The sequence below is a fragment of the Lysinibacillus sp. Y5S-8 genome (assembly GCF_036894365.1).
Lineage (GTDB): Bacteria > Bacillota > Bacilli > Bacillales_A > Planococcaceae > Lysinibacillus > Lysinibacillus fusiformis_D.
In genome coordinates, this window is record NZ_CP145889.1 from 658,487 (window position 1) to 681,419 (window position 22,933).

At 36.6% G+C, this 22,933-nt stretch carries 13 protein-coding genes; 7 read left to right on the forward strand and 6 right to left on the reverse strand.

The genetic code is table 11. The annotated features are described in order from the left end of the window. Nucleotides 1-24: 24 nt before the first annotated feature. Nucleotides 25-2,526 (forward strand): S-layer homology domain-containing protein, encoded by a 2,502-nt coding sequence (locus tag V6670_RS03090; protein ID WP_338652555.1) that lies wholly within the window; start codon nt 25-27, stop codon nt 2,524-2,526. 90 nt (nt 2,527-2,616) lie between these two features. On the opposite strand, the gene V6670_RS03095 is transcribed toward V6670_RS03090, so the two are convergent. After that, complete coding sequence (locus V6670_RS03095) at nt 2,617-3,876, reverse strand: HlyD family secretion protein (protein ID WP_338652556.1); 1,260 nt, start codon at nt 3,874-3,876, stop codon at nt 2,617-2,619. After that, a complete protein-coding gene (locus V6670_RS03100) occupies nt 3,873-4,550 on the reverse strand; it encodes a hypothetical protein (protein ID WP_058845006.1) in 678 nt (225 codons plus the stop codon). Before V6670_RS03100 ends, V6670_RS03095 begins: the two co-directional genes overlap by 4 nt. A gap of 556 nt (nt 4,551-5,106) precedes the next feature. Here V6670_RS03100 and V6670_RS03105 point away from each other — a divergent pair. The 4 genes from V6670_RS03105 to V6670_RS03120 all read left to right on the forward strand — a co-directional run bounded on the left by V6670_RS03105 (nt 5,107) and on the right by V6670_RS03120 (nt 13,704). Then, nucleotides 5,107-9,156 (forward strand): cell wall-binding protein, encoded by a 4,050-nt coding sequence (locus V6670_RS03105; RefSeq protein WP_338652557.1) that lies wholly within the window; start codon nt 5,107-5,109, stop codon nt 9,154-9,156. A gap of 194 nt (nt 9,157-9,350) precedes the next feature. After that, the gene (locus V6670_RS03110) at nt 9,351-10,418 is read left to right on the forward strand and encodes an S-layer homology domain-containing protein (RefSeq protein ID WP_338652558.1); all 1,068 of its coding nucleotides are present in this window, start codon (nt 9,351-9,353) and stop codon (nt 10,416-10,418) included. Nucleotides 10,419-10,639: 221 nt separating this feature from the next. Beyond that, a complete protein-coding gene (locus tag V6670_RS03115; RefSeq protein ID WP_141903823.1) occupies nt 10,640-11,551 on the forward strand; it encodes an NlpC/P60 family protein in 912 nt (303 codons plus the stop codon). 233 nt (nt 11,552-11,784) lie between these two features. Then, complete coding sequence (locus V6670_RS03120) at nt 11,785-13,704, forward strand: N-acetylmuramoyl-L-alanine amidase (protein ID WP_338652559.1); 1,920 nt, start codon at nt 11,785-11,787, stop codon at nt 13,702-13,704. 137 nt (nt 13,705-13,841) lie between these two features. Here V6670_RS03120 and V6670_RS03125 read toward each other — a convergent pair whose 3' ends face one another. Together V6670_RS03125 and pruA are read right to left on the reverse strand one after the other, a co-directional pair. Further along, entirely contained in the window at nt 13,842-15,815 is a 1,974-nt protein-coding gene (locus V6670_RS03125; protein WP_338652560.1) for an S-layer homology domain-containing protein, read from the reverse strand. A gap of 263 nt (nt 15,816-16,078) precedes the next feature. After that, entirely contained in the window at nt 16,079-17,623 is a 1,545-nt protein-coding gene (gene pruA, locus V6670_RS03130; RefSeq protein WP_338652562.1) for an L-glutamate gamma-semialdehyde dehydrogenase, read from the reverse strand. Between the two features lie 180 nt (nt 17,624-17,803). Between pruA and V6670_RS03135 the strand changes: the two genes are divergently transcribed. Then, nucleotides 17,804-19,141, forward strand: a complete 1,338-nt coding sequence (locus tag V6670_RS03135; protein WP_141903820.1) for a helix-turn-helix domain-containing protein — start codon at nt 17,804-17,806, stop codon at nt 19,139-19,141. 116 nt (nt 19,142-19,257) lie between these two features. Here V6670_RS03135 and V6670_RS03140 read toward each other — a convergent pair whose 3' ends face one another. Next, nucleotides 19,258-20,232 carry a proline dehydrogenase family protein gene (locus V6670_RS03140; RefSeq protein ID WP_058843863.1) on the reverse strand — a complete coding sequence of 325 codons (975 nt, stop codon included), beginning with the start codon at nt 20,230-20,232 and terminating at the stop codon, nt 19,258-19,260. A gap of 545 nt (nt 20,233-20,777) precedes the next feature. On the opposite strand from V6670_RS03140, the gene V6670_RS03145 reads away from it, so the two are divergent. Continuing rightward, the gene (locus V6670_RS03145; protein WP_141903819.1) at nt 20,778-21,377 is read left to right on the forward strand and encodes a TetR/AcrR family transcriptional regulator; all 600 of its coding nucleotides are present in this window, start codon (nt 20,778-20,780) and stop codon (nt 21,375-21,377) included. Between the two features lie 45 nt (nt 21,378-21,422). Here the strand turns inward: V6670_RS03145 and V6670_RS03150 are convergent, their stop codons facing one another. After that, complete coding sequence (locus V6670_RS03150; RefSeq protein ID WP_338652565.1) at nt 21,423-22,790, reverse strand: S41 family peptidase; 1,368 nt, start codon at nt 22,788-22,790, stop codon at nt 21,423-21,425. Nucleotides 22,791-22,933 lie beyond the last annotated feature (143 nt).

Consider the following 22,933-nt stretch of genomic DNA (forward strand, 5'->3'; position numbering starts at 1 on the left):
TGCCATACTTTGAATATATTCGGAGTGAAGAAATTGGCAAGAAAACTAGTAACAATTATTGTAGCTCTATTTGTGCTTATACTAACAGTTAGCCCAATCAATGGACAAGCAGCCGGTTTAGGCAATAAAGTCAGTGAAGTTAAAACGGAGGTTTCACCACAGGTAACACATATACAGCAAAGCTATACTTCAGGTTCAATTCGTGAGTTTGTAAATGTTTTAGATGTTAATTTAAATAATACATATACAAAATTAGAAATCGGTATGCCCAATCCTATTAATTCATTAAAAACAACATCAGCGATGGCAAAGCAAAATACGTATGATGGACATCGTGTTGTGGGAGCTGTCAATGCTTCTTACTTTTTAGGTAATGGTATGCCCGCGAACTTGTTAGCGGAAAAAAATGAAATAGTGAACTATGGTATTTTAGGAGATACCTATGATAGCCCAACACAAAAACCAGTTGCGTTTGGTTTATCAAAATCAGGAAAAGCGATAGCAGATTATTATACAACAAATCTAACGTTCCAAGTGAATGGCAAAAGCTATCCTATTGATCTCATTAATAGTGAACGAGGAACGAATAAAACAGTTTTATATACACCTGAAAAAAGAACGACAGGTACGAATACATGGGGTGTAGAATTAGTGGTGACAGGTGCTAGCCAAGATACAAATGTCTTGCATTTTGGCGACCAGTTTTCAGGCACAGTTTCGCATGTAACAGCCTATGGGGCAGAAGGTAACTCATCTGTACCAGCGGATGGCTTTGTTATTTCTGTTCAAAATAAAGAGTTAGCTGCTGAATTAAGTACAATTACTTCAGGCACGAATGTCGATGTAAGCTTATCCATTGATCAAAAATGGATGGATGCTCAATTCATTTTAGCTGCTGGACCAATGCTAGTGCGAAACGGCAAAGTTGATATTTCGATGCCGACGAATTCTGGCTTTGCTTCAACACGTAGTCCACGTACAGCAGTTGCAGTGGATGCCACTGGTACGAAGGTATCTCTTGTAACAATTGATGGTCGCATAAGCGGTCACAGTAATGGTGTTAATTTATCAGATTTAGCTTCTCATTTAATTTCAATGGGCGCTTCTTCGGCTATTAACTTAGATGGAGGCGGCTCTACAGCGATGGTCGTGCGTAATCCAGGTGGCTATTTTGCCAATCTAGTGAACAGACCATCAGAGGGCAGTGAGCGTCGTGTATCAGCCATTTTGCAGGTTGTGAATACAGCGCCACCAGGACAAGCAAAATCGATTACATTAAGTAGTGTAAGTCAAGTAATGAAAGGTTCGTCTGTAGATATGCAGGTAGCAAGTGCCTATGATCAATACTTGAATCCGATGACGATTAACCCAGCCAATATGAAATGGACTGTGGAAGGAAATATCGGAAAAATGGATGGGGCAACCTTTACCGCTACACAAAAAGGTGAAGGGAAAATTATCGCAGAATACGAAGGAATTCGTACGTCTACACCTGTAAAAGTAATAGACTTAGCAGAAAAACCTATCGTACTAGATAGCTTCGATAATGTATCATCTTGGACAACTGAAGTGGCAAAAGCCAATGCTTCATTAGCAAGCTCTAAAGAGTATGCTAGACAGGGAACTGCTAGCTTACAATTAAACTATGATTTTACGACAGCAGGCACAGGCACAAAAGCGGCCTATATGGTTGCTAAGACACCAATTGCGATGACAGGTCAGCCTAAAAACATCGGTCTTTGGGTATTTGGTGATGGCGGTAAGCATTGGCTAAGAGGTGTAGTTGTTGATGGTTCTGGCGCTAAGCATACGATTGATTTCACAAGTCAGGGCGGTTTAGACTGGAATGGCTGGAAGTACGTTACGGCGAATATTCCGAGTGATTTAGCGCAACCATTGAAATTTGAACGTTTATATGTTGCTCAACCAACAGCGTCTCTTCAAAAGAAAGGGCAGCTATACTTCGATCAATTACAGGCTGTCTATAAAGATAATCATGAGGAATTAATTTATACAGATGTTGCAAAAGGACATTGGGCATTTTCTGAAATCCAAAGCCTAAACAATAAATCGCTTATTAAAGGGTATGCCAATGGAACATTTAAGCCAGAAGCATCGATTACTCGTGCAGAGGCAGCGACAATCATTGCAAGAGCTTTAAATCTAACAACGACGAAGGATTCAAGCTTTAAAGATGTGAGTAAAGGCCACTATGCATACAGTGCCATTGCTGCCGTAGAGCAGGCTGGCATTATTAAAGGGCAAGAAGCAGGGAAGTTTAATCCAAATGGACAGCTTTCACGTGCAGAAATGGCTGCGATTTTAACAAGAGCGTATAAATTAACAGGTACAAGTAAGGTAAGCTTCACAGATGTTAAATCAACACATTGGGCATATAGCAATATCCAAGCACTTGTGGCGAATAATTTAACTGGAGGTTTCCCAGACAATACATTTAGACCAGATGCACAAATTACACGTGCTCAATTTGCAAGCTTCTTAAATAGATGCTTATCATTCAAATAATATTGATGAATCCCCTGTAGCTACTACAGGGGATTCGTTCATAACGAAAAAATCCGCCTAGCTCATAAGAGAGCGAAGCGGATTTTTTATTTAGAATACAATGTATTTCACATATTGTTTCCAAGTTAAATCTTTAAAATGGCTCCATTGTATTTTCTCAACAGGCAATGTGCGGAAGGTATAGGCTGCAATATTACGTTTCTCATTAGAGAGCATTGGCGTGCCTTCCTCTACATAGTCCATAAAAATAGCGGATTTCGCTGTGTTAAATTGCACATTGATATCGATCAGCTGGATTTTGCCCTCCTGATTGATAATATAAAGCTTTTTATTTCCTTTTTTAGTCGTCGCTAGCCACGATTTATCGACTTTGTAAGAATCGAATGCTTCATTGACAATAATGGATGCCTTGCCTGTAGTTGAAAAGGGGATGTCCTCTAATGGAGCATCTTGCTGTAACGTTACTTCATAATTTGTTGGCTGTGGTAAAGCTGCTGTTTTGGCTAGCTCATTTGCCCAAAATGTATGATCATCTGTAGCGATCATTTGTTTTTCTAAAACCACACCTGATAAGGCATCTTTAACATGTTTGACTTTAAAATCAACGGTTTGGCCTTCCTGTACCTTTTGCCATTCCTTTTCTGATAAATAGGCATACATTGCTTTTTCATTAGAATAGATTTCAAACGTTACTGTACCAGCTTCTTCTTTAATGGCAGATACGATACCGTCAATAGGGCTAACAATGCCTTGACGAGATTGAATTTGTGTAATTTGTGCTTCAATTAGCGCAATTTGACGATTTGTTTCGGCAATATGTCGATTTAACAGTGCAACGGCTGTCGATGCTGAATTTTGTTGAGCGAGCTCTAATTTTAGCGTAACAGATAGTTTATCATTGATTTGGTCCGTATTAATCGAGCTTTTCGGATTAGAGCCATCTCCATATTCATCCTCAATTTGGTCGAGTGCATCCTGTAAATCACTTAATTCTGTTTCATAGGCAGTACGTTCTGATTCAAGCTTTGTTATCTCTTCATCTACCTCATCAGTTTGATAGGTAGCAAGCAAATCATTCATCATCACTTCCTGACCACGCTTTACATTCACAGCCGATAAGGTAGTTGCATCAGCCGTAATGGTAAACGTTTCAGCAGGTGCTACAATCGTTTCTTTATTGACACGCTCAGTATTTGTGCCGATATAAGCTTTTTGAAACTCGTCGATAAAGTAGGATCGTGTGATGTTGCTATCATTCTTGAAGACTAAATAAGCATTTATACCGATTACTAGCATCGCCAACACAATGGTCATACTTGTCCATGGTCTTGCTTTGATAAATGCCATCATCCTAACCCCCTAGCAATCCATTCTTTTATTGGTAGCACACTAATCATCCCAACAAATAAGGCCATAAATAGTTGTACACCAATCAATTTGACTACTAATATTTTTCTACTAGCTGCTTCCTCCCATTTAGATAGGAATAGATACTGCACAATAATGATTAGAACGGTCGTTACTGTTAATTGGTTGATGCTAAATAAGACGAAATCTGTTTCAATCACCTGTAGGGCAGCTGGAGCTAATGAGAAGAACGAAAACATTGTTGTATAGCCTACTGCGTAGAAAACAGCAAAGAGAATTGCTTTTTCGATTAATAGGAAAGCAACAACATAAAGCTGGACTTTTTTAATCCAAGAGTAAGGAATGTCCGTTAATAGATGTAATAGATAGGTAACCCCATAATAATGGAAGCAAAAATAGACGATTGCCCATAATACAGCACCGAGCATGGAAAGTACGCGTGCTACAAAATAATCATTTTGTTGATCCATTGCGAATAAGGTCGTTAAGTTTTCCGTCCCCATTCCCCAATATTCGCGTACAGCATACAACAGGATAAATAAAATAAACACTGATAATACGCGTTTCTTATATCCGATGACCTCACCTTCCTCTACTATGTTTGTAAAGTAGGTAGGATTTTTTAAGCTATGCCAGAACTTATAATGGTAAAACATAAACAGTGTCCTTTCTTCCAAAATAGGATTTCAAAGTTGTAGTATACACCTTGTAAAAAGATTATGACATATGAAATTAGCTGTTTTTTTTCATTAATTTCGTAGAAAAAATCATATGCCGTCACTACATGTCGGTTGATGTAAACATCACATAAATCTATTGTATAGTATAATTGAAATAACTTCCTGTTTTTCTAGCTAGTAAATTTGAAAAATTACTTTTGATACTCATAATTTTGTAAATATACTAGAATGTCTTGAAAACATGATATTTATACCGATACTAAAGTAATGATTATTAATTACATTTTGCTGTAATTACGTCCGGATTTTTTCGAGCCTGCTCGAAACGTTTTATTTCAAAATCTGTGACATCCGCCAGAGGTATTGGGGCTACATGATGCTGGTCACACAACCTTCATTACTACAAGACGTGGCACATTTAGACGGTGTTCCCTTATTTCGGTGGGCATTTGATCAATCGATGAAAAAAGTAAAACAAGAATTTAACTCTATATAGTGGAAGGGGATAAATTCTGAATCAAGATAATTGAAAATGAACATAATCATTTTCCCATACATAAAAGATGAAAGGGTGGTTCGATTGAATCGAAAATTGACAGCAGGGGTCATAACAAGTCTTTTACTTGCACCTACGGCTATAGCGAATGCACAGGAAAATGATGCGCAAACTCGTGTGACACCACAGACAGAGCAAGTTGGCTATCCCAACGCGGTAGCAGCTGCGACGACAAGAGAGCAGCTCATTGCAGAATTTGGTAAGTTATCTGAGAATTCTTCAGGTGATGAGATGGTGATTGCAGAAGGAAATCTCATTGTTGTACAAAATTCTGGAGATTTTCATGCTGATGAAAAAGCAATTATAAAAGCGAAGTATGAATATGTAGTAAAGCATCGCGAACTATTAACAAAGCTTAAAGGAATGGGCAATAAAGTTAATGGAATTTTGTATTCAAGTAAAACGTTTTTTGAAGAAGTTGAAGCTGTAAATGACGAATATGTTAAATTTTTAGGGGAAAAAGAACCAACAGATACAACATCCTATCTATATGTACAAGCTCAATTTAAACAGGCCATTGATACAGCGCTTATAAATAACGCAAGTAGTATTGCTCCTACTATGCGTAACTCGGTGTTGCAATATGGTTATGATAAGGCAGCACGTGATGCGTATTTTGGCAAAAAAGGACTGGATGTTGGAAAACTATCAAAATTAGGTAAGGATGTAGAAGCTACTGAATTGATTGCCAGCGAGCTAGTTGATTTAGTTGATTTATTGGAGAGTTCTGCAAGTTTTGAAGATATTTCGACTGCACTAAACAGTTTTACAACTGGATATAATACATTAACTGCAGATCAAAAGAAGGTGGTTGAAGCTTATAATCCAAACGATGCTTCCGTAACGCCCTTCAAAAAATATAAGGAAGCTCTAACGAGTCAGTCTGCTGTAGAAAAAGTTATTTTAAGTATTAATCAGCTGAAAGCAAAACAACCGTCTGAATTCACATCAGCAACAAGTTTCATTAGTGCGGTATCGTCTGTTGAAAAAGCATATAACAGTCTTGATACGGCATCAAAAAATTTGGTGACAAACGCTTCTATACTTGAAGAGTATAAAAAAGCGGCTGATATTTCCAAGCGAATTTCAGCACTACGTGTATCCAGTGATGCTGCTTATCGTACAGAAGTAGCTTCAATTAAAGATATTTATGATAATCAATTAACCTTAGAAAAGGGATATATAAAGAATGCGGCTGATTTTGAAATAGCGGTCGCGAATATTGCTTCTGCACAACAGATTGAAGGACTTATCTTGGCAATTGCAGGTGCTTCAGATAAAGTACAAGCAATTAAAGATGCTCGAACTACTTATGATGCTCCTCCAGCACCATCTGGAACAACAATCAATGCGGCAAATGTCAAAAAAATTGTTAATAATCTAGCAGAGTTAACGAAGTGGGAAAAGGTTTATAACGCGTCTTTAACTGTGGATAAATTAATCGACAGTATTGATCCAACAGCTTCTACTTTTGAAAGCAAGACATTAGCTGCACAGGCTGCTTTCGATAAGCTTGGAGAAAGTGAAAAGACGTTAGTTCAAGGCACAAATAAACTAACTCTGTTTTTCAAATATGCGGATGTATCGAAAAAAGTTAATGCACTAAATTCTTCTATGTCTGACTACAACGCACAGCTTGAAACATTGAAAACTGCAGTTGCTACTTTAGATGCTTCGGGCAGTGAATATGCAGCAGCACTTGATAATATCAAAGATAAACTCAATGAAAAATTAACAGCTCTTACAAACGAAGCATCAGCAGTAACAGATGTTATGAGCAAGATCGACAGTTTAAATACATCATCTAATCTTGTACAGGATATGCTAGATGCCCGTTCAGCTTATAATGCACTACCATCAGCAGCAAAAAGTCGTGTAACGAACATTAAAGTTTTAACAGATTTTGAAAAATCACATAAAGCTGTTGTGAATGTCATCTCACTCTTTGAAAAACTTGATCCATCCTCTAAAAGCTATATTTCCAAAGCGAAGTCAGCTTTTACTGCCTATGCAAAGCTAGATGACAATAATAAAGTATATGTAAAAAATTACAAGGATTTAAAAGATATAGTACCAGTTGTAGATGTCATTGTTCAAATTAATGCTTTAAATCCTTCTAAAAAAACGTATAAAGTGGATGTAACAAAAGCAACAGAGGCATACGCGGCATTAGCAGATGAAACACTTCAAGGGAAGGTTGTCAATTATGCTGACCTAATAAAAGCACAGGGGTATATCGATATAGCCAAAAACTTTGATGCCCGTGTCGCAGCATTGGCGAATGAGAATCCTGACACATTTGTCAAAAAGGTAGCCGACCTAGCTGCAGAATATAAGACAATGGATAAAAATGTTAAAAAGCTGGTGGAAGAGTACAAAACGTTAAGTGCGTATGAAAAAAACAATAAGGCTGTAGTAAAGGTTATTCAAATGATTGATGCCTTAAATCCAACAAGTAAGGATTATACGAAAAAGGTACTTGCTGCTCGCAAAGCCTATAATGCACTTGATACAGTATCTCAAAAACGAGTGACGAACTATGATAATCTGACAGCAGTTGAGGATGTAGCTTCTTTGATTGGTCTTATTGCTTCATTAAAGCCAACGAGTAAAACATTCTATCAGGATATGAAAACAGCCCGTGAGCTTTACGATTCACTACCTGAAGCGAAACAACAAGCTATCATCAACTATGATGCACTGGTGGCAGCAGAAAATGAACAGGGCTTAGCACAGAGCGTGATTGAGCTTATTAATTTTACAGAAGAACAAGATGCAGACTATTTAACGAAGTTGATGAATGCACGAGTAGCCTATGATAAGCTGTCATCGAATCAAAAGAAATTAGTGACAAATATTAAAGATTTAACAACACGTGAAAAAGCGGTTAAGCCGATTTTAAGTGTGATGGTTCAAATTAATGAACTAGATCCAGAAGCGCAAAACTTTGTTAGTAAGTTTAACGCCGCACGTAAGGCCTATGACAAACTATCAAAGGATCAGAAGAAATATATTGATAATATTGATATACTCTTAAAGTTTGAGCCCGTTTCTAATGTGATGGAATTGATTAGCAAACTAAAATCTTCTAATAGTACATTCCTTCAGGATACATCACGAGCACGATCATTGTACGATGCACTGCCTGCTGATTTGCAGCAATATGTGACAAACTATTATTTATTGCAAGCAGCTGAGTCTAGTATTTTAGGTGCTGGTAATGTAATGCAGATGATCAATGACTTACCATCTATTGATCCAAAGCAATATGTGAAACGTATTCAAGAGATTCGTGCGGCTTATAATGCTTTACCAAAGGATCAGCAGCGAGCTGTACAAAATTATAGAGTGCTACAAGATCAAGAGAAGCTAATTAAGCCTGTTATTAGTGTGGTAGAGGATATTGACCGACTATTAACAGCCAAGGATATGAACAGCCAGTATCAAAAGATTTTAAAAGCCTATGATAAGCTCAATGCCGATCAAAGACGCTATGTCTATAACGACCAGCTATTGCTATCATTAGACAACGTGATAAAAGTTTATAATAGCATTGCTAACTTGAACCCGAAGGATAAGTTCTACTTTGGTATGATCGAAGCGGTGCGTAGAGAGTATGATAGCTTGAATACAATAGATAAACAGCGTATTTCCAACTACTCTATTTTATTAGAGGCAGAGAAAAGCATGGCTGATGTCAAGAAAGTGGTTGAGTTAATAGCGGGACTTTCACCAAGCTCGCCAACCTATATTGAAGATGTGGCTAATGCAGTTGCTGCTTATAAAGCGCTAGATTCAAAAGTACGAGGACAAGTCATCAATGAGGATGTATTAAAGCAGGCTGAAAAAGATGTGGCAGCTGTTTTGAAAGTTGTCCAAGCCATTGGCAGCATTGATCCAGAAAGCTCATCCTTCGAGAAAAAAGTATTAGCTGCTCAAAAAGATTATAGTAATTTATCGATTGAGCAACAGGGGTTAGTTTATAATTTCCGCATTTTAGAAGAATATCTAAAAATGATACAATAGTCTGACGAAAAAGGAGTTTTCCCAATGAATATTGCGGGAAAACTCCTTTTATAACGAGAAAATAATGGATCTACTTATAAATTTCCAAAAAAAGTGAAACTATATCAGATGAAATTCGTATCTTATAATGTGCTTACTTATTTTTATTGCATCATGGATACATATTCATTTGACAGAGTGAGGAGGTAGCCCTGTTGAAAAAAATACTTTATATAGTGGTCCTTTCAATAGCTGCAACCGTAGGAAGTTTAACTAATTTAAGTCAGGTAGAAGCTGCATCTGCAAAAGCTGTAGATGTGACTAATTCATACTGGGCAAATGCTTCGATTCAACATATGCTCACTAAACAATATATGACTACATATAGCGATCACACATTTAAGCCTGAGCAAGCTATTACGAGGGCAGAGGCTGCTGCTACCATTGCTCGTTCTCTCCAGGTAAATGTAGACATTGCGAATTCAGCAAAATTTAAGGATGTTCCTGCAACACATCCCTATTACAAGGAAATTTGTCAGCTCGTTAAGCTAGGTGTTATTCAAAAAGGTGATGAATTTCATCCAGAAGAGCCTTTGAAGCGAATGCAGGTAGCGAAAATGCTAACACTTGCCTATCAGTTTAAAGTAGATAGCAAAAACAACAGTCAGTTTGCAGATATTGCTAGCACACATTGGGCAAAGGATTATATCGAATCCTTAGCAGATATAGGCATTGTTAGTGGAGTGGATACGAAACATTTTGCACCAGACCAATTGGTGACGCGTGCACAGTTTGCTGTTTTTGTTGAGCGCAGCATAAATTTTCAGCAAAAGATAAAGAAGCTGGAAGTGGCCTATGATTATTTAGCGAAGGAATATATCCCAACAGTAAACCTTTCTACAGAGTGGTCTAAAAAGGTCATTGAATTAATTAATGTGGAAAGAAAAAAGAATAAGCTAGAAAAGGTTGTCTATGATCCAGAGCTGACACAAATCGCGATTATCAAAGCACAGGACATGGTGAATCGCCATTATTTTGAACATGTTTCTCCATTTTATGGTGCACCTTGGGATTTAGCGACATTATTTGATTACGATTACACAAGCTTTGGCGAGAATATTGCCAGAAATATAAAAACACCTGAAATTGCTGTAAAGGCATGGATGGCTTCTCCTAGTCATCGAGAGAATATTTTAAAAGAACATTATACAAATACAGGTGTTGCGATAGCACAGGACATCAAAGGAAATTACTATTGGGTTCAAATGTTCTCTAGTCAATAAGTTGTTGTGTAACAAAGAGTCTCTAATATTACAGGAATGTTACGAAAGATCCAAAATACGATAAAAAAAATTCCATTTGAACGCTGGAAATACCACCAAACGTTGGTATTACAGCGTTTTTTTGCTGTCTAAAACCGTTACACAATTGAAAAATAACAATCGCTTTTTTTGTGATAGTCTATGTATAGGCAAAAAAGTTTTGAGAGGGGTATAACAAAAGTATGAATAAGAAATGGTTATTACCGATTTTTGCATCTTTTATGTTATTTTCAACAGCTCATATAAACACTGCTGAAGCAGCAACTAAAGCAGATGTTACTGATACAGCTTCTAAATACGTAGGTATTCCATATAAATACGGCGGTACAACAACAAGTGGTTTTGATTGCTCTGGCTTTACTTCTAAAGTATTTTCAGATTTAGGCATTCAATTAAATCGCACATCTGGCTCACAGTATCAACAAGGTACTGCAGTAGCGAAGAGCGATCTACAAGTTGGCGATTTACTATTTTTCAATACAAGTGGTAGTGGTATTTCACATGTGGCTATATACATAGGTGATGGTAAAATGATCCACTCTCAAACTGGTCAAGGCGTAAGTTATTCAAATGTGAATGATCCATACTATTGGAGTTCTCGTTATGTAGGTGCTAAACGCGTTGCGACATTTGATACACAACAGCAAGCAGAAGTTAAACAAGCAGCAATTGACTTTTCAGTATATGCTTCTCGCGCAGAGGTAGCTGTCCAAATTGCGAAAGCTTTGAACTTAGATACATCTGATACAAATGCTGGTTTTGCAGACGTAAAACCATCCTATGCTCATGCAGGTGCAATCGCAGCTGTGGCAAAACTAGGCATCTTTGAGGGCGATGCGAATGGTAAATTCAACCCGTCTTCACCAATTACACGCGCACAAATTGCTAAAGTATTAGTGGTAGCATTTGGCCTTGAAAACAACGGTGGCAGCGTAGCATTTAGCGATGTACCTCAAAATAGCTGGGCTAATGGATATATTTCGACTTTAGCATCAAATGGTATTACAAATGGCGATGGAGACGGTAGCTTCGGTTCAGATGAGTTACTAAAAATTGACCAACTAAAAGTATTTATCAAACGAATTCAACAATAAGTTCATAAAGTTAACACTTTAATTGTGTTATAGATTGCAAGAATTGATCTTTTGAATAGCGTATAATGGAAGAAGGGTTTGCAATCGCAGACTCTTCTATTTTTATGATAATTTTGTAGGAAAGGGTGTGACTTGGAAAATTAAATTTTAACAGTTCTATTGTCTGATGCATTATTTAGCTAATTTTGTTAAAATGGACACGTTAAGAGAACAAGAAGGGAGGAAATAAGACATTGAACATCAAAAAAATTAGTCTTATCTTGTGCGTCTTATTGATTTCGGCTTCTATGTTTACGATACATAGTGCAAGTGTCAGTGCAGCTACCAATTCAAATATAACATTTGAAGATGTCACTAAAACACATCCAGCCTATGAAGAAATCAATTATTTAGTAAGTTTAGGTGTTATTCAAGGATACTTTGTCAATGGTAAAAGAGTATTTGGCCCAAATAACAATGTAACAAGAGGACAAGCTGCTAAGATGGTTGTAGTTGCTTCAGGTAACAAACCATTAGTTGTTAATAAATCAAGCTTTTCAGATGTTACAGTAGGCACTGAAATGTCAGGTTACATAGAACGTGCTGTCCAATTAGGATTTTTCGACAAAAATATAAAAGGTGAATTCCTACCAAATAAGCCTCTAACTCGTGGAGAAATGAGTTATGTATTAACAAAGGCATTCAATTTAGATACTAGTGAGTATGAGGGAATTGACTCACCATTTACGGACGTAGCGATTACACATGAATATGTGAAATACATTAATACCATCTACTATAATGGTATTACGAACGGAACGGGTGATAAGTATTTACCAAATAGTACTGTAACTCGTTCACAATTTTCTTTATTCGTTGCGCGTGCAAAAAGTGAAAAATATCGCTTAGAACTACCTGTAAAAGGTGTACAAGTGCCAGATACATCACAAGTGATTGGCTTAGTAAAAGTTACTACAGAGGGGTTAAACATCCGTAAATCAAAGGATTCCTCTTCTAGTACTAACATCGTAGGTAAAGTCAATACAGGCGGTAAATTATCAGTATATGCAGTTGAAGGCAATTGGTTAAAGGTGACTTATAAAGGTGCATTTGCCTATGTTTTTAAGCAATACACTGAATTTTTAGATGCAGATGGCAATGAGCTAGGAGCAGTCGAAAAAGAAGTTACGACAAATGGTGCTGTAAACTTATATGTGAAGCCAACATCTTCCGCAAAAGTAATTTCATCAGTTAAAGCCAACGAAAAATTACCAGTTTACAAAACAGTCGGTGGCTATTATTTAACACAAGTAAATGGTTTGCCAGGTTATATTGTAGCAAACAGTACTACGGATGCTACTGGAGAAGTAAAACCTAATCCGGATCCAACACCTACACCACCCCCAGCTTCTGGAGATGTATTAGGTAAGGTAACGGTTGCTAACCTAAATGTGCGTAGTCAAGGTAACTCAACTTCGCCAGTGCTATTTAAGCTGAACAAGGGAGAGTATGTCCAAGTTAATAGCATTAATGGTTATTGGGCAGAAATCACCTATAATGGTCAAACAGGATATGTTCATAAATCCTATTTAAAACTATTAAATCAAACAGCTAAGCCTTTACAAAATCGTATTATCATCTTAGACCCAGGTCACGGTGGTAAAGATCCAGGTACTGTAAAAGGCTCTGTTTCTGAAAAAAGTATTACATTAAAAGTCAGCACACAAGTAAAGCAATTACTAGAAAATGCTGGTGCAAAAGTTTATATGACACGTACTGGTGATACGTATCCATCATTACAAGATCGTGTAGATTTTACACAAGCAAACTATGGTGAGATTTTCGTTAGTGTCCATGTCAACTCCGCTGCCAATGCGTCAGCACAGGGTACTGAAACATATTATGCAATATCTACAGGAGATATGTATCAGGAGGACATAGATTTAGCTACATTTGTTAATAACCAAATTGTTAACAATTTAAATATGAAAAACCGTGGTGTGAAGCAAGAGCAATACTACGTCATTCGTAACATGGTGATTCCATCTATTTTAGTGGAGCTAGGATTCTTAACGAATACAGAGGATCACAATAAAATGACGAATGATCAATACGTTAAATTATTTGCAGAATCTATTTACAATGGTATTTTGCAATATTATAAGAAACAATAATAGTTGAAGAAACGATTCCAAAAGGGGGCTATCTTTTGGGATCGTTTTTCTTACTCATATATATACTCGCATTCGAAAAATACAAACAAATCTATAAAAAATGGCTGCCTCGTTTCTTAGGAGGCAGCCATTTACTATTATTTCACGGTATTGATGAATTTAATATAATCCTTACTAATATAGGCAGGTTCAGTGTGTAATTTATCTGAAACAACTTGATACCAACCATTTGCTCCTGTATCTGTGACAATGACGGGCATGTTACTTTTGCTAAATGTGAATAATGGGCTTTGACTTGTTGATGCATCTGCACGAACATTTAGACCCGCTGTTGTAGTTAGTGCAATTTTATAAGGGTTATTTGCATCTTTAAAGCCTAAAGATTTTTCTGCACGATAGTAGTGTCCAGCAATTTTAGCGCCCCAGAATGGATCTGAAGCGTATTTTACATTGAAACCGATAGCCTTAGAGCCAACCACTGCACCATTCGTATAACGTCCCCCTGGTGTAATATAATTAGGCTGTAAGAACCTTTCGACAAGCTCATTGATGTTTGCACCAACACTATCAAACTTTTTGTTTAGTGGGTTTGTGTCATAGACATATAAACCAAATAGATTGTTCAAGTTTTGTGCGTGATCACTCATCCCATAAGCACTCTCATGCTGTGCTAGAGATAAAATAAGCATAGCATTTATATGGGCATTCGCTTCTACTTCCTTTAACACAGAGCCTAAGCCAATTAATTTACTTTTGGTTGTTGCATCCTTATAAATGGTAGCACCTGAGCTTTCAACTTCCGCTAGTTTTTGCAAAATATATTGATCTAGCTCTTCTGCTGTATATTGAGTTGTCGCACGAGCGGGTAGGAATTGATAGTAATTATAGCCTTCTCCTTTTGAAGAACCATTGGCATTTGTAAAATTAATGCCATCCCAGCTAAAGTATTTTTCACCTTGCTTCATAAAGCTAGGAGCCTTACCGTACACGTAACTAGAGGAATACTTATTGGTTTTATAATCATATAGGGTATGCTTGATTTCACCATTTTCATTTGAATAGAAAGAACGTCCCTTTACTAATGCAGAAGGAATTAAGCTAACGTCAGCCTGTTTTAAATAGCCTACATGACCAGCTAAGCGTACTTTTACTTGTGTGGCATCACTGCCTAGATACTCCATTTCTGTATTTCCAGCAACAGCGATTTGATCCTTAATTGTTTCAGAGCTCAGTGCAACGTAATTATTCGTTACAACATAACCCGAAGTCATTTTTATAATTTTATTATTTTGAGTAATCACTAACGAATTACTTGTCATCGCTTTTTCAGCTGCTTCAAAGCTAGTAAGACTTTGCTTGTCTACTAGATTGCCATTTGAAATTTCTTTGATGATATATGCTGTAGTATTACCGTTATTCCCAGTATTTTCGTTGTTACCAGCGTTTCCATTATTATTGCCATTATTCTCTGAATTTCCGTTGTTTTCGTTATTCTCAGTATCCATTTGATCGGCAAGGAGAATTAAACGTAGAATGAATGTTGAAGCTTCACCGATAGTGGCATTGTCTCTAGGTAAAAACATGCCATTAGAGCTTCCTTTAATCAGTCCTAATTGTGCACCAATGGCAATATCCTGACGGAAATCTTTAAAAATAGTGGCATTGTCTTTAAACGTAATAGAAGAAGTACCTTTTGGTATTTTTAAATAATCCACCGCTCTAATTAGCATAACTGCCATATGCTCTCTTGAAATGCGTGCGTCAGGCTTAAAAGAGCCATCCGTATACCCTGTGATAATTCCAGCAGTAGCAGCAAGCTTAATTTCATTTGCATATAAATAGGTGTCTGAGACATCTGTAAACGTCATGTCGCTTTTTGTACCTAAATCTAAAGCCTTTGCTATGTATGTGGCAAATTCACCGCGTGTAACTGTGTCATTTGGACGATAGCTACCGTTTGCATCTTTAATCAATGCATCTTTAGAGATTAAATAACGCAAGCCACTTTCGTGCATATGGCCTGATAGCTCATCAGCATTGGCCGATTGGGGTTGCCAAATGACTACACTAATAAGCATCATAAGCAACATAAAAATTGATCGTTTTTTCATAGTTTTACCCTCCTAAACTGATATCATTTTAACAAAGTTATACAATCAAGTTAAGGGTCAAATGTTAGAAATATCATAAAATATGCCAACAAATTCTAGGAAATAAGTAGGCTTTTCGTTTTTGCAGAAAGATTTTGTATGGAATAAGGGAGGGGGAGTGAATCAAAACTCATATGAGTTTCTTCTATTATATAGTGGTTTTCTGTTTAGCCCAAAAAATAATGCCGCCCATTGTTTGGAATGGACGGCATTTTTGAAAAATATTAAAGCATTTCTGAAGTTGTTTTTGCTTGCATATGCAGTTGTAGGTAGTCTGGTCCACCTGCTTTTGAGTCTGTACCTGACATGTTGAAGCCACCAAATGGTTGGTAGCCAACGATGGCACCTGTACAGCCACGGTTGAAGTAAAGGTTTCCTACATGGAATTCTTCACGTGCTTTTTCTAAGTTCACACGGTTTTTCGTGATGACTGCACCTGTTAAACCGTATTCTGTATCGTTCGCAATTTCAATTGCGTGATCGAAATCTTTTGCTTTTGCGATCGCTACCACTGGCCCAAAGATTTCTTCTTTCATAATACGTGCAGAAGGTTCTACGTCTGCGAATACAGTTGGCTGTACGAAGTAACCAACTGAATCATCTGCTGTACCACCAGCCACTAGACGACCTTCGCCTTTACCGATTTCGATGTATTCCGTAATTTTGTTGAATGCCGCTTGGTCAATAACCGTTGCCATGAAGTTGCTGAAATCCGTTGGATCTCCAACTGTTAAAGCATTTGTTAATTCTTCTACACGATTAACAACTTGCTCATATACATCTTCTACGATGACTGCACGAGAACATGCTGAACATTTTTGACCTGAGAAGCCAAATGCTGATTTGACGATTGATTGTGCAGCTAATTCTAAGTCTGCTTCTTTATCAACCACGATTGTATCTTTACCGCCCATTTCAGCGATGACACGTTTAATCCAAATTTGACCATCATTTAATACAGAAGCACGTTGGTTGATACGTAAACCAACATCACGTGAACCTGTGAAGCTGATGAAGCGTGTTTTTGGATGATCGACTAAGTAGTCGCCTACTTCAGCACCAGAACCTGGTACGAAGTTCACGGCACCTGCTGGAAGACCTGCTTCTTCTAATACTTCGATAAATTTATACGCCACTACTGGTGTTGTAGAAGCTGGTTTTAATAAGACTGTGTTCCCTGTTACTAAAGCGGCCACTGTTGTACCAGCCATGATGGCAAATGGGAAGTTCCAAGGAGAAATAACGATACCGATTCCTAATGGAATATAGTCATAACGGTTATATTCACCTGGACGGCTTTCTACTGGTTGACCGCCTTTAATGCGTAGCATTTGGCGACCATAGTATTCCAAGAAGTCGATTGCTTCCGCTGTATCTGCATCTGCCTCTGTCCATGGTTTCCCTGCTTCTTTTGTTAATAATGCAGAGAATTCATGTTTACGACGACGAATAATAGCTGCTGCTTTGAATAAAACGTCAGCACGAATCGCAGGGTCAACTTTTTTCCATGTTTTGAATGTTTCATCCGCTGCTTGCATCGCTTTTTCAGCTAACTCTTTGCTTGCTTTTGACACACGGCCGATCACTTCTGTTTTCTTTGCAGGATTGTACGAAACGATTTTATCTTCTGTTGTAATGCGCTCGCCACCAATGATAAGTGGGTAGTCTTGACCTAAGTAACCTTCAACTTTATTTAAAGCCTCCACATAAGCATTGTAGTTTGCCTCTTGTGAAAAATCTGTGAATGGTTCGTGTTTGTATGGAATCATGTCAGTTTCCTCCCCATGGATAAGTGATGCCAAATGATTATGCACCTTTTAAGATTGTGATAATTATATAATGCAATATAATTTGGCATTTATCAACTCAAATCTTAAAACTTTTTCAATTTTTGCATCTGTTTTTCGTATTGGTGTTAGAATAAGCTTAATGGAATACAGGAGGACAAGATGGATAATAATGTACTACAAAGTATTTATAAATATGTCGTTGAAAAAGGTGATATGGGAATTTGCGTCGTAGATACGGATGGCAAGTTGCTCATATATAATAAAAAAATGAGGGAATTAGAGGGTGTTAACGAAGATGAGTTTGAGGAAAGGCGAGCCTTAGAGATTATTGATTTTGAGATTGAAAAAAGTGATATTTATAAGGTCCTCAGCTCTGAAACACCCATTTACAATATCAAAAAAACGTATTGGAATAAAAAAAATCAAGAAGTGACCTATATAAGCAATATTTATCCGTTGCACTATGAAGGTGCTTTAGTGGGGGCTGTGGAATTTGCGCGAGATATTACACAGCTTGAATATATGATGTATCAGCCATTAAGAAGATATGGCGCGCCATTGACATTTGATATTATCACCGCTGTATCCCCAGTCATGAAGGATGTTATTGAAAAAGCAAAGATTGTAGCGCTAAGTAGAATGCCTGTTGTCTTAATAGGGGAATCAGGTACAGGTATTGATATGGTGGCTGAGGGAATTCATCATGATCTAAAGGTTCAAAATGATATGTTTATTGCTTTAATTTGCCGTCGAGACGAAAAAACGGTTTTAAAGCAATTTGAAAAATATATTATTGAAAAGGAAAAAATCACTTTTTTTGCAGAGCGTATCGAATATTTATCGCTTGAAGCACAGGAAAAGATTGTTGAGCTTTTTAATAATCACCCAAATCATCAGCATGTTCTAATCGCTAGTGTTGGCAAAGACCCAATTGATTTAATTCAAAAGCAAGAGCTATCTAAAAAGCTGTATCGACTTTTTTCTGGCATCACAATATATGTACCACCTTTACGAGAAAGAAAAGAGGATATCATGCCCTTTATTGATGACTATTTCAAACGGCATCGTGATAGCTTTGGCTCATCGATTCAAGGGCTTTCAGAAGAAGTGCGTGAAACCTTTTTAAAATATGATTGGCCAGGTAATCTAAAGGAATTGGAAGTTCTATTGGATGAAATTACGTCGTTGATTACCAATGAAATGATTGTGGAGTCACATATGTTACCTGTCCATTTCAAATGGAAAATCCAAAGCTCATGTGAGGAAACGGAAAAAGAAGTATCTACGAGTGACTTGTTTGTAATTAAAAATCAGCAGGATATTCGACCGTTAGACGTCTACATGAAAGAGGTAGAGGAGTACTATATTTCGAAGGCGTTGGATTTTCATCAGGGGAATATTTCTAAAACTGCTGCGGCATTGGGGATTCGTCGTCAAAGCTTACAATATCGTGTTAAAAACTATAAGCTCAATAAAAAAAGCGAAAACATTGATTAACGATGTTTTCGCTTTTATTGTTGATTTGATGGATAGACTCCCAAAAGTGATGGATAGAACTATCTAACTGATGGATAGAATCACTAAATTGATGGATAGCATCTAGCTTGTAATGATTATTTTCCTTTTTTTGAAAGGCGACCAAGAGCAAATGCCGCAGCTCCTAAGCCGATTGCCATATTTGTTTTTTTATTAAACACTTGTTTTGTCACAAGTGCCACATTTTGTGGGCGTTCTGCTAAACGGCGCATAAAGTAACCGTACCAATCGTTACCAAATGGTAGGTATGTGCAGAAGTTATAGCCTTCACGTGCAAGATCTAGCTGCATTTCTTTACGGAAACCATATAGCATTTGGAATTCGAATTTTTCATTTGGAATATTATGTTGTTTCACAAATTGTTTTACATGGTTAATAACATTATGGTCATGTGTAGCGATCGAAGTAAATTTACCATGTAATAAATGATACTCGATTAGTTTTAAATAGTTGCGATCAATATCACCTTTTGATTGATAAGCTACATTTTCTGGCTCTTTGTAGGCACCTTTAACGATTCGTAATCGGAAGTTTTTGTATTTCTCAATATTTTCTTCTGACTCGAAGAAGTAAGCTTGAATAACTGTACCTACGTTATCAAACTCTTTGTGTAGTTCCTCTAATAGTTCAAAAGAGCTGTGTAAGCGTTCGTAGTTTTCCATATCGAAATTTACGAAAATGTTATATTGATGTGCCAGAGCCACGATTTCTTTTAAGTTTTCGTAGCAAAATGCATAATCAATATCTAAACCTAATTGAGAAGGTTTAAGGGAGATGTGAGCATCAAGCTTTTCATCATGAATAGCTTGAACAACAGCTAAAATATTATTTTTTGCAGCTGTTGCTTCTGATTTTTCGTAGACGAATTCGCCTAGATTATCGACTGTACATGAAATATTAGCATTGTTTAATTCTCTAATCGATTGCACAACTTCAGGTAAGCTTGTTCCAGCAACTACACTTTGAGCACCCATTTTTAGACCATATTTTTGTGCAGCGCTATTTAATAATTTGTTTTCTGATAAGTAAATGAAAAAATCACGTAATACCATCATATGCCTCCAAAATTGAAAATTTTAAATTCTTGGCGATTATAACACTTTTTTTGAAAAGTAAAATGGCTAGATTTTTAGAAAAAAATTTTTTGAAGAAGCGATAAGGGGAGAAAACTATTGTATTGATTGACTTTTGAAAGTGAAAAAAACAAATAAAAAAAATTTTTTCAATAAAAGGGACTTTTCAAAATAATAGTTTTGAATTATGTTGAAAGGTATGTGTATTATACAAAGTATGTGTTTGTTAAGGGAATTTTCTGATATTTAATCAAGGTGCTCAATTGATTTTTGAGTCCTGTTAGTATTTTAGTATAACATTAAAAGTAATTATCTTTAGAAGAAATTCTAAGATAATTACTTTTTTTATTTCCATTATAAATATCATATTAATAGTAGTTCATAGTAAAAAAAAAGTGGGTGTATTATAATAGAATGGTGTATAATCATGGATAAAATATGTACAATTTGTGAAGATATAGTTACTTTTGATTTGTAATACTGAAGGCAATATGACTACTTTAAACTAAGATAAGGTGGAAAGTATGGCAAGAGGCAGAAAATTTAATTCAAATGGAGAGCGAAGCAAACAAATATTACTTGAAAAAGCGATAGAGCTATTTTCTGATAAAGGTTATTATCAGACAAAAATTAGTGACATTGTAAAGGCTGCCAATGTAACACAGCCTACTTTTTATCTGTATTTTAAAAGCAAGGATGCCCTTTATAATGATTTAAATATACAATTCCAAAGTGGATTTTTGGAAGCGCTGGAAAGTCAATCAACTGAAATTGTTGAAAACGGCTTAATAGGATTTGTCACTCTGTTAGAGCAAAAGTTATTAAACTTGTTCGTTTATATTACGGAAAATCCCAAATTGACAAAAATCGGTTTTATCGAATCAGAGCAATCCCATATAGTGAAAACACAACTGACACAGCAAATTATCCACCTAATTTATCTTCATGATTGCGACAAAGATTTGCAGATGTATAGTGTGGATATGAAAATAATGATAGACAGCTTAGTCGGATCAATGGAGCGACTCATCATAATTTATTTATTAGAGCAAAAAAGATTACCTGCTGATCTAGCAAATGATATTATACAATTATATTTTTGGAAAACAAAAGAAACGATATAAAAAATCCTCTCAACGATAAAATGTCTATCGATGAGAGGATTTTTTTTACTGATTTATTTTTATATGCTGATAGTAGCCTTTTTGACCCTTGCTATTTGCATGAATAAGTAGCATATATTCTTGATCTGCTACTAAAGGTTTTGCTGGGGTAACGACAAGTGTTTGCCCTTCAACTTTAGCAGTTATAGATACTTCATTTGCCCCTAAAGCAACTAGTTGAACGTGACCTTTAGCAATTTGTGAAGAAAGAACTGCAGGGATTTTCACACTTACTTTTTCTTTTGTTGCAGTATTCTTTGCAGTAGATAACTTTCTATATTTTGGATATTGCTCCTTTAGAGCATCAAAATGTGCTTGGAAAATAGGAGCTGATGTTGTTTGTATATTTGGCTTAACGCCTACTTCGTGAATAGTCTGACTAGCAGGTCCTGTAAATTTACCGACTGTTAGCTTTAAATAACTTCCATCATGTAAGGTATAAAAGCCTTGCATAGCACCTTTTCCATAGGTTGTTTCACCATATAATATAGCCGCCTTTTGGTCTTTTAGTGAGGCGGAGAGCATTTCAGAAGCACTAGCACTATAACGATTCACGAGAATACGAGTATTTTTAGGAAACTTTGTATCTTGGTGAACTGCTGGTATTGTGTAGGAGGCGTGTGCTTCCTCTAATAAATAGGCGATTTTAGCAGATGGGAATAATCCTGTCATTTCTTCCGCTGTTGTCACGTAACCCCCACCATTATTTTGTAAATCCAAAATGAACGATGTTGCACCACGTTGTTTTAAGTCAATAAGCGCTTTTTTGACAAGCTGTGCGCCATCTTCAGAAAAGGAAGCCAACGAAATATAGCCAACATGCCCAAACAGTAATTCAGATTGTACATTTGGTAATGTGAATTTTTTTCGTGCAATAGTTTTAGTCGTTGTCGTTTCATTGCTATGCTTGATTGTAACCTTCACTTGGGTCCCTTCATTACCGATTAAGAGGGAAGAGGTTTCTTGTGTAGAGCGACCAATAATAGATTCACCATTAACGGCAATGATGATGTCTCCAGCCTTAATACCAGCTTCAAAGGCGCCGCTACCTTCAATTACTTGTAAAATATGAATCCCATCTTCGTGTTTTTCAATTATAACACCAATCCCAATTGTTGATAGGTTAATGCTATTCATATAATCCTCAAATTCTTGCTTTGTAAAATAAGTGGAATATGGATCAAGCATCTCCATAATTTCTGAGATGGACGTGGCTTTCTCTAAGTTTCCATCGATTGTTCCAACATAAGTATTTTTAATGATCTCCTTAATTTCCTTCATAAGCTGTTGATCATTACTTGCAGCATGAGTAGCCGTGAAAGGAATTAGAAAGAAGGCTAGAACAAATACAAACGACCACATTAATTTTTTCATTGGACACCTCTTTTCTAGAACTCAAAAAAGGAATGCACTATGCTCATTAGGCTTTTAATGGATGGATACATTTTACAATTGAGTCTCTATTTTTATTATACATGAGCTGTAGGAATTGTGGGGGGATTAAATAAGTTAAAAGA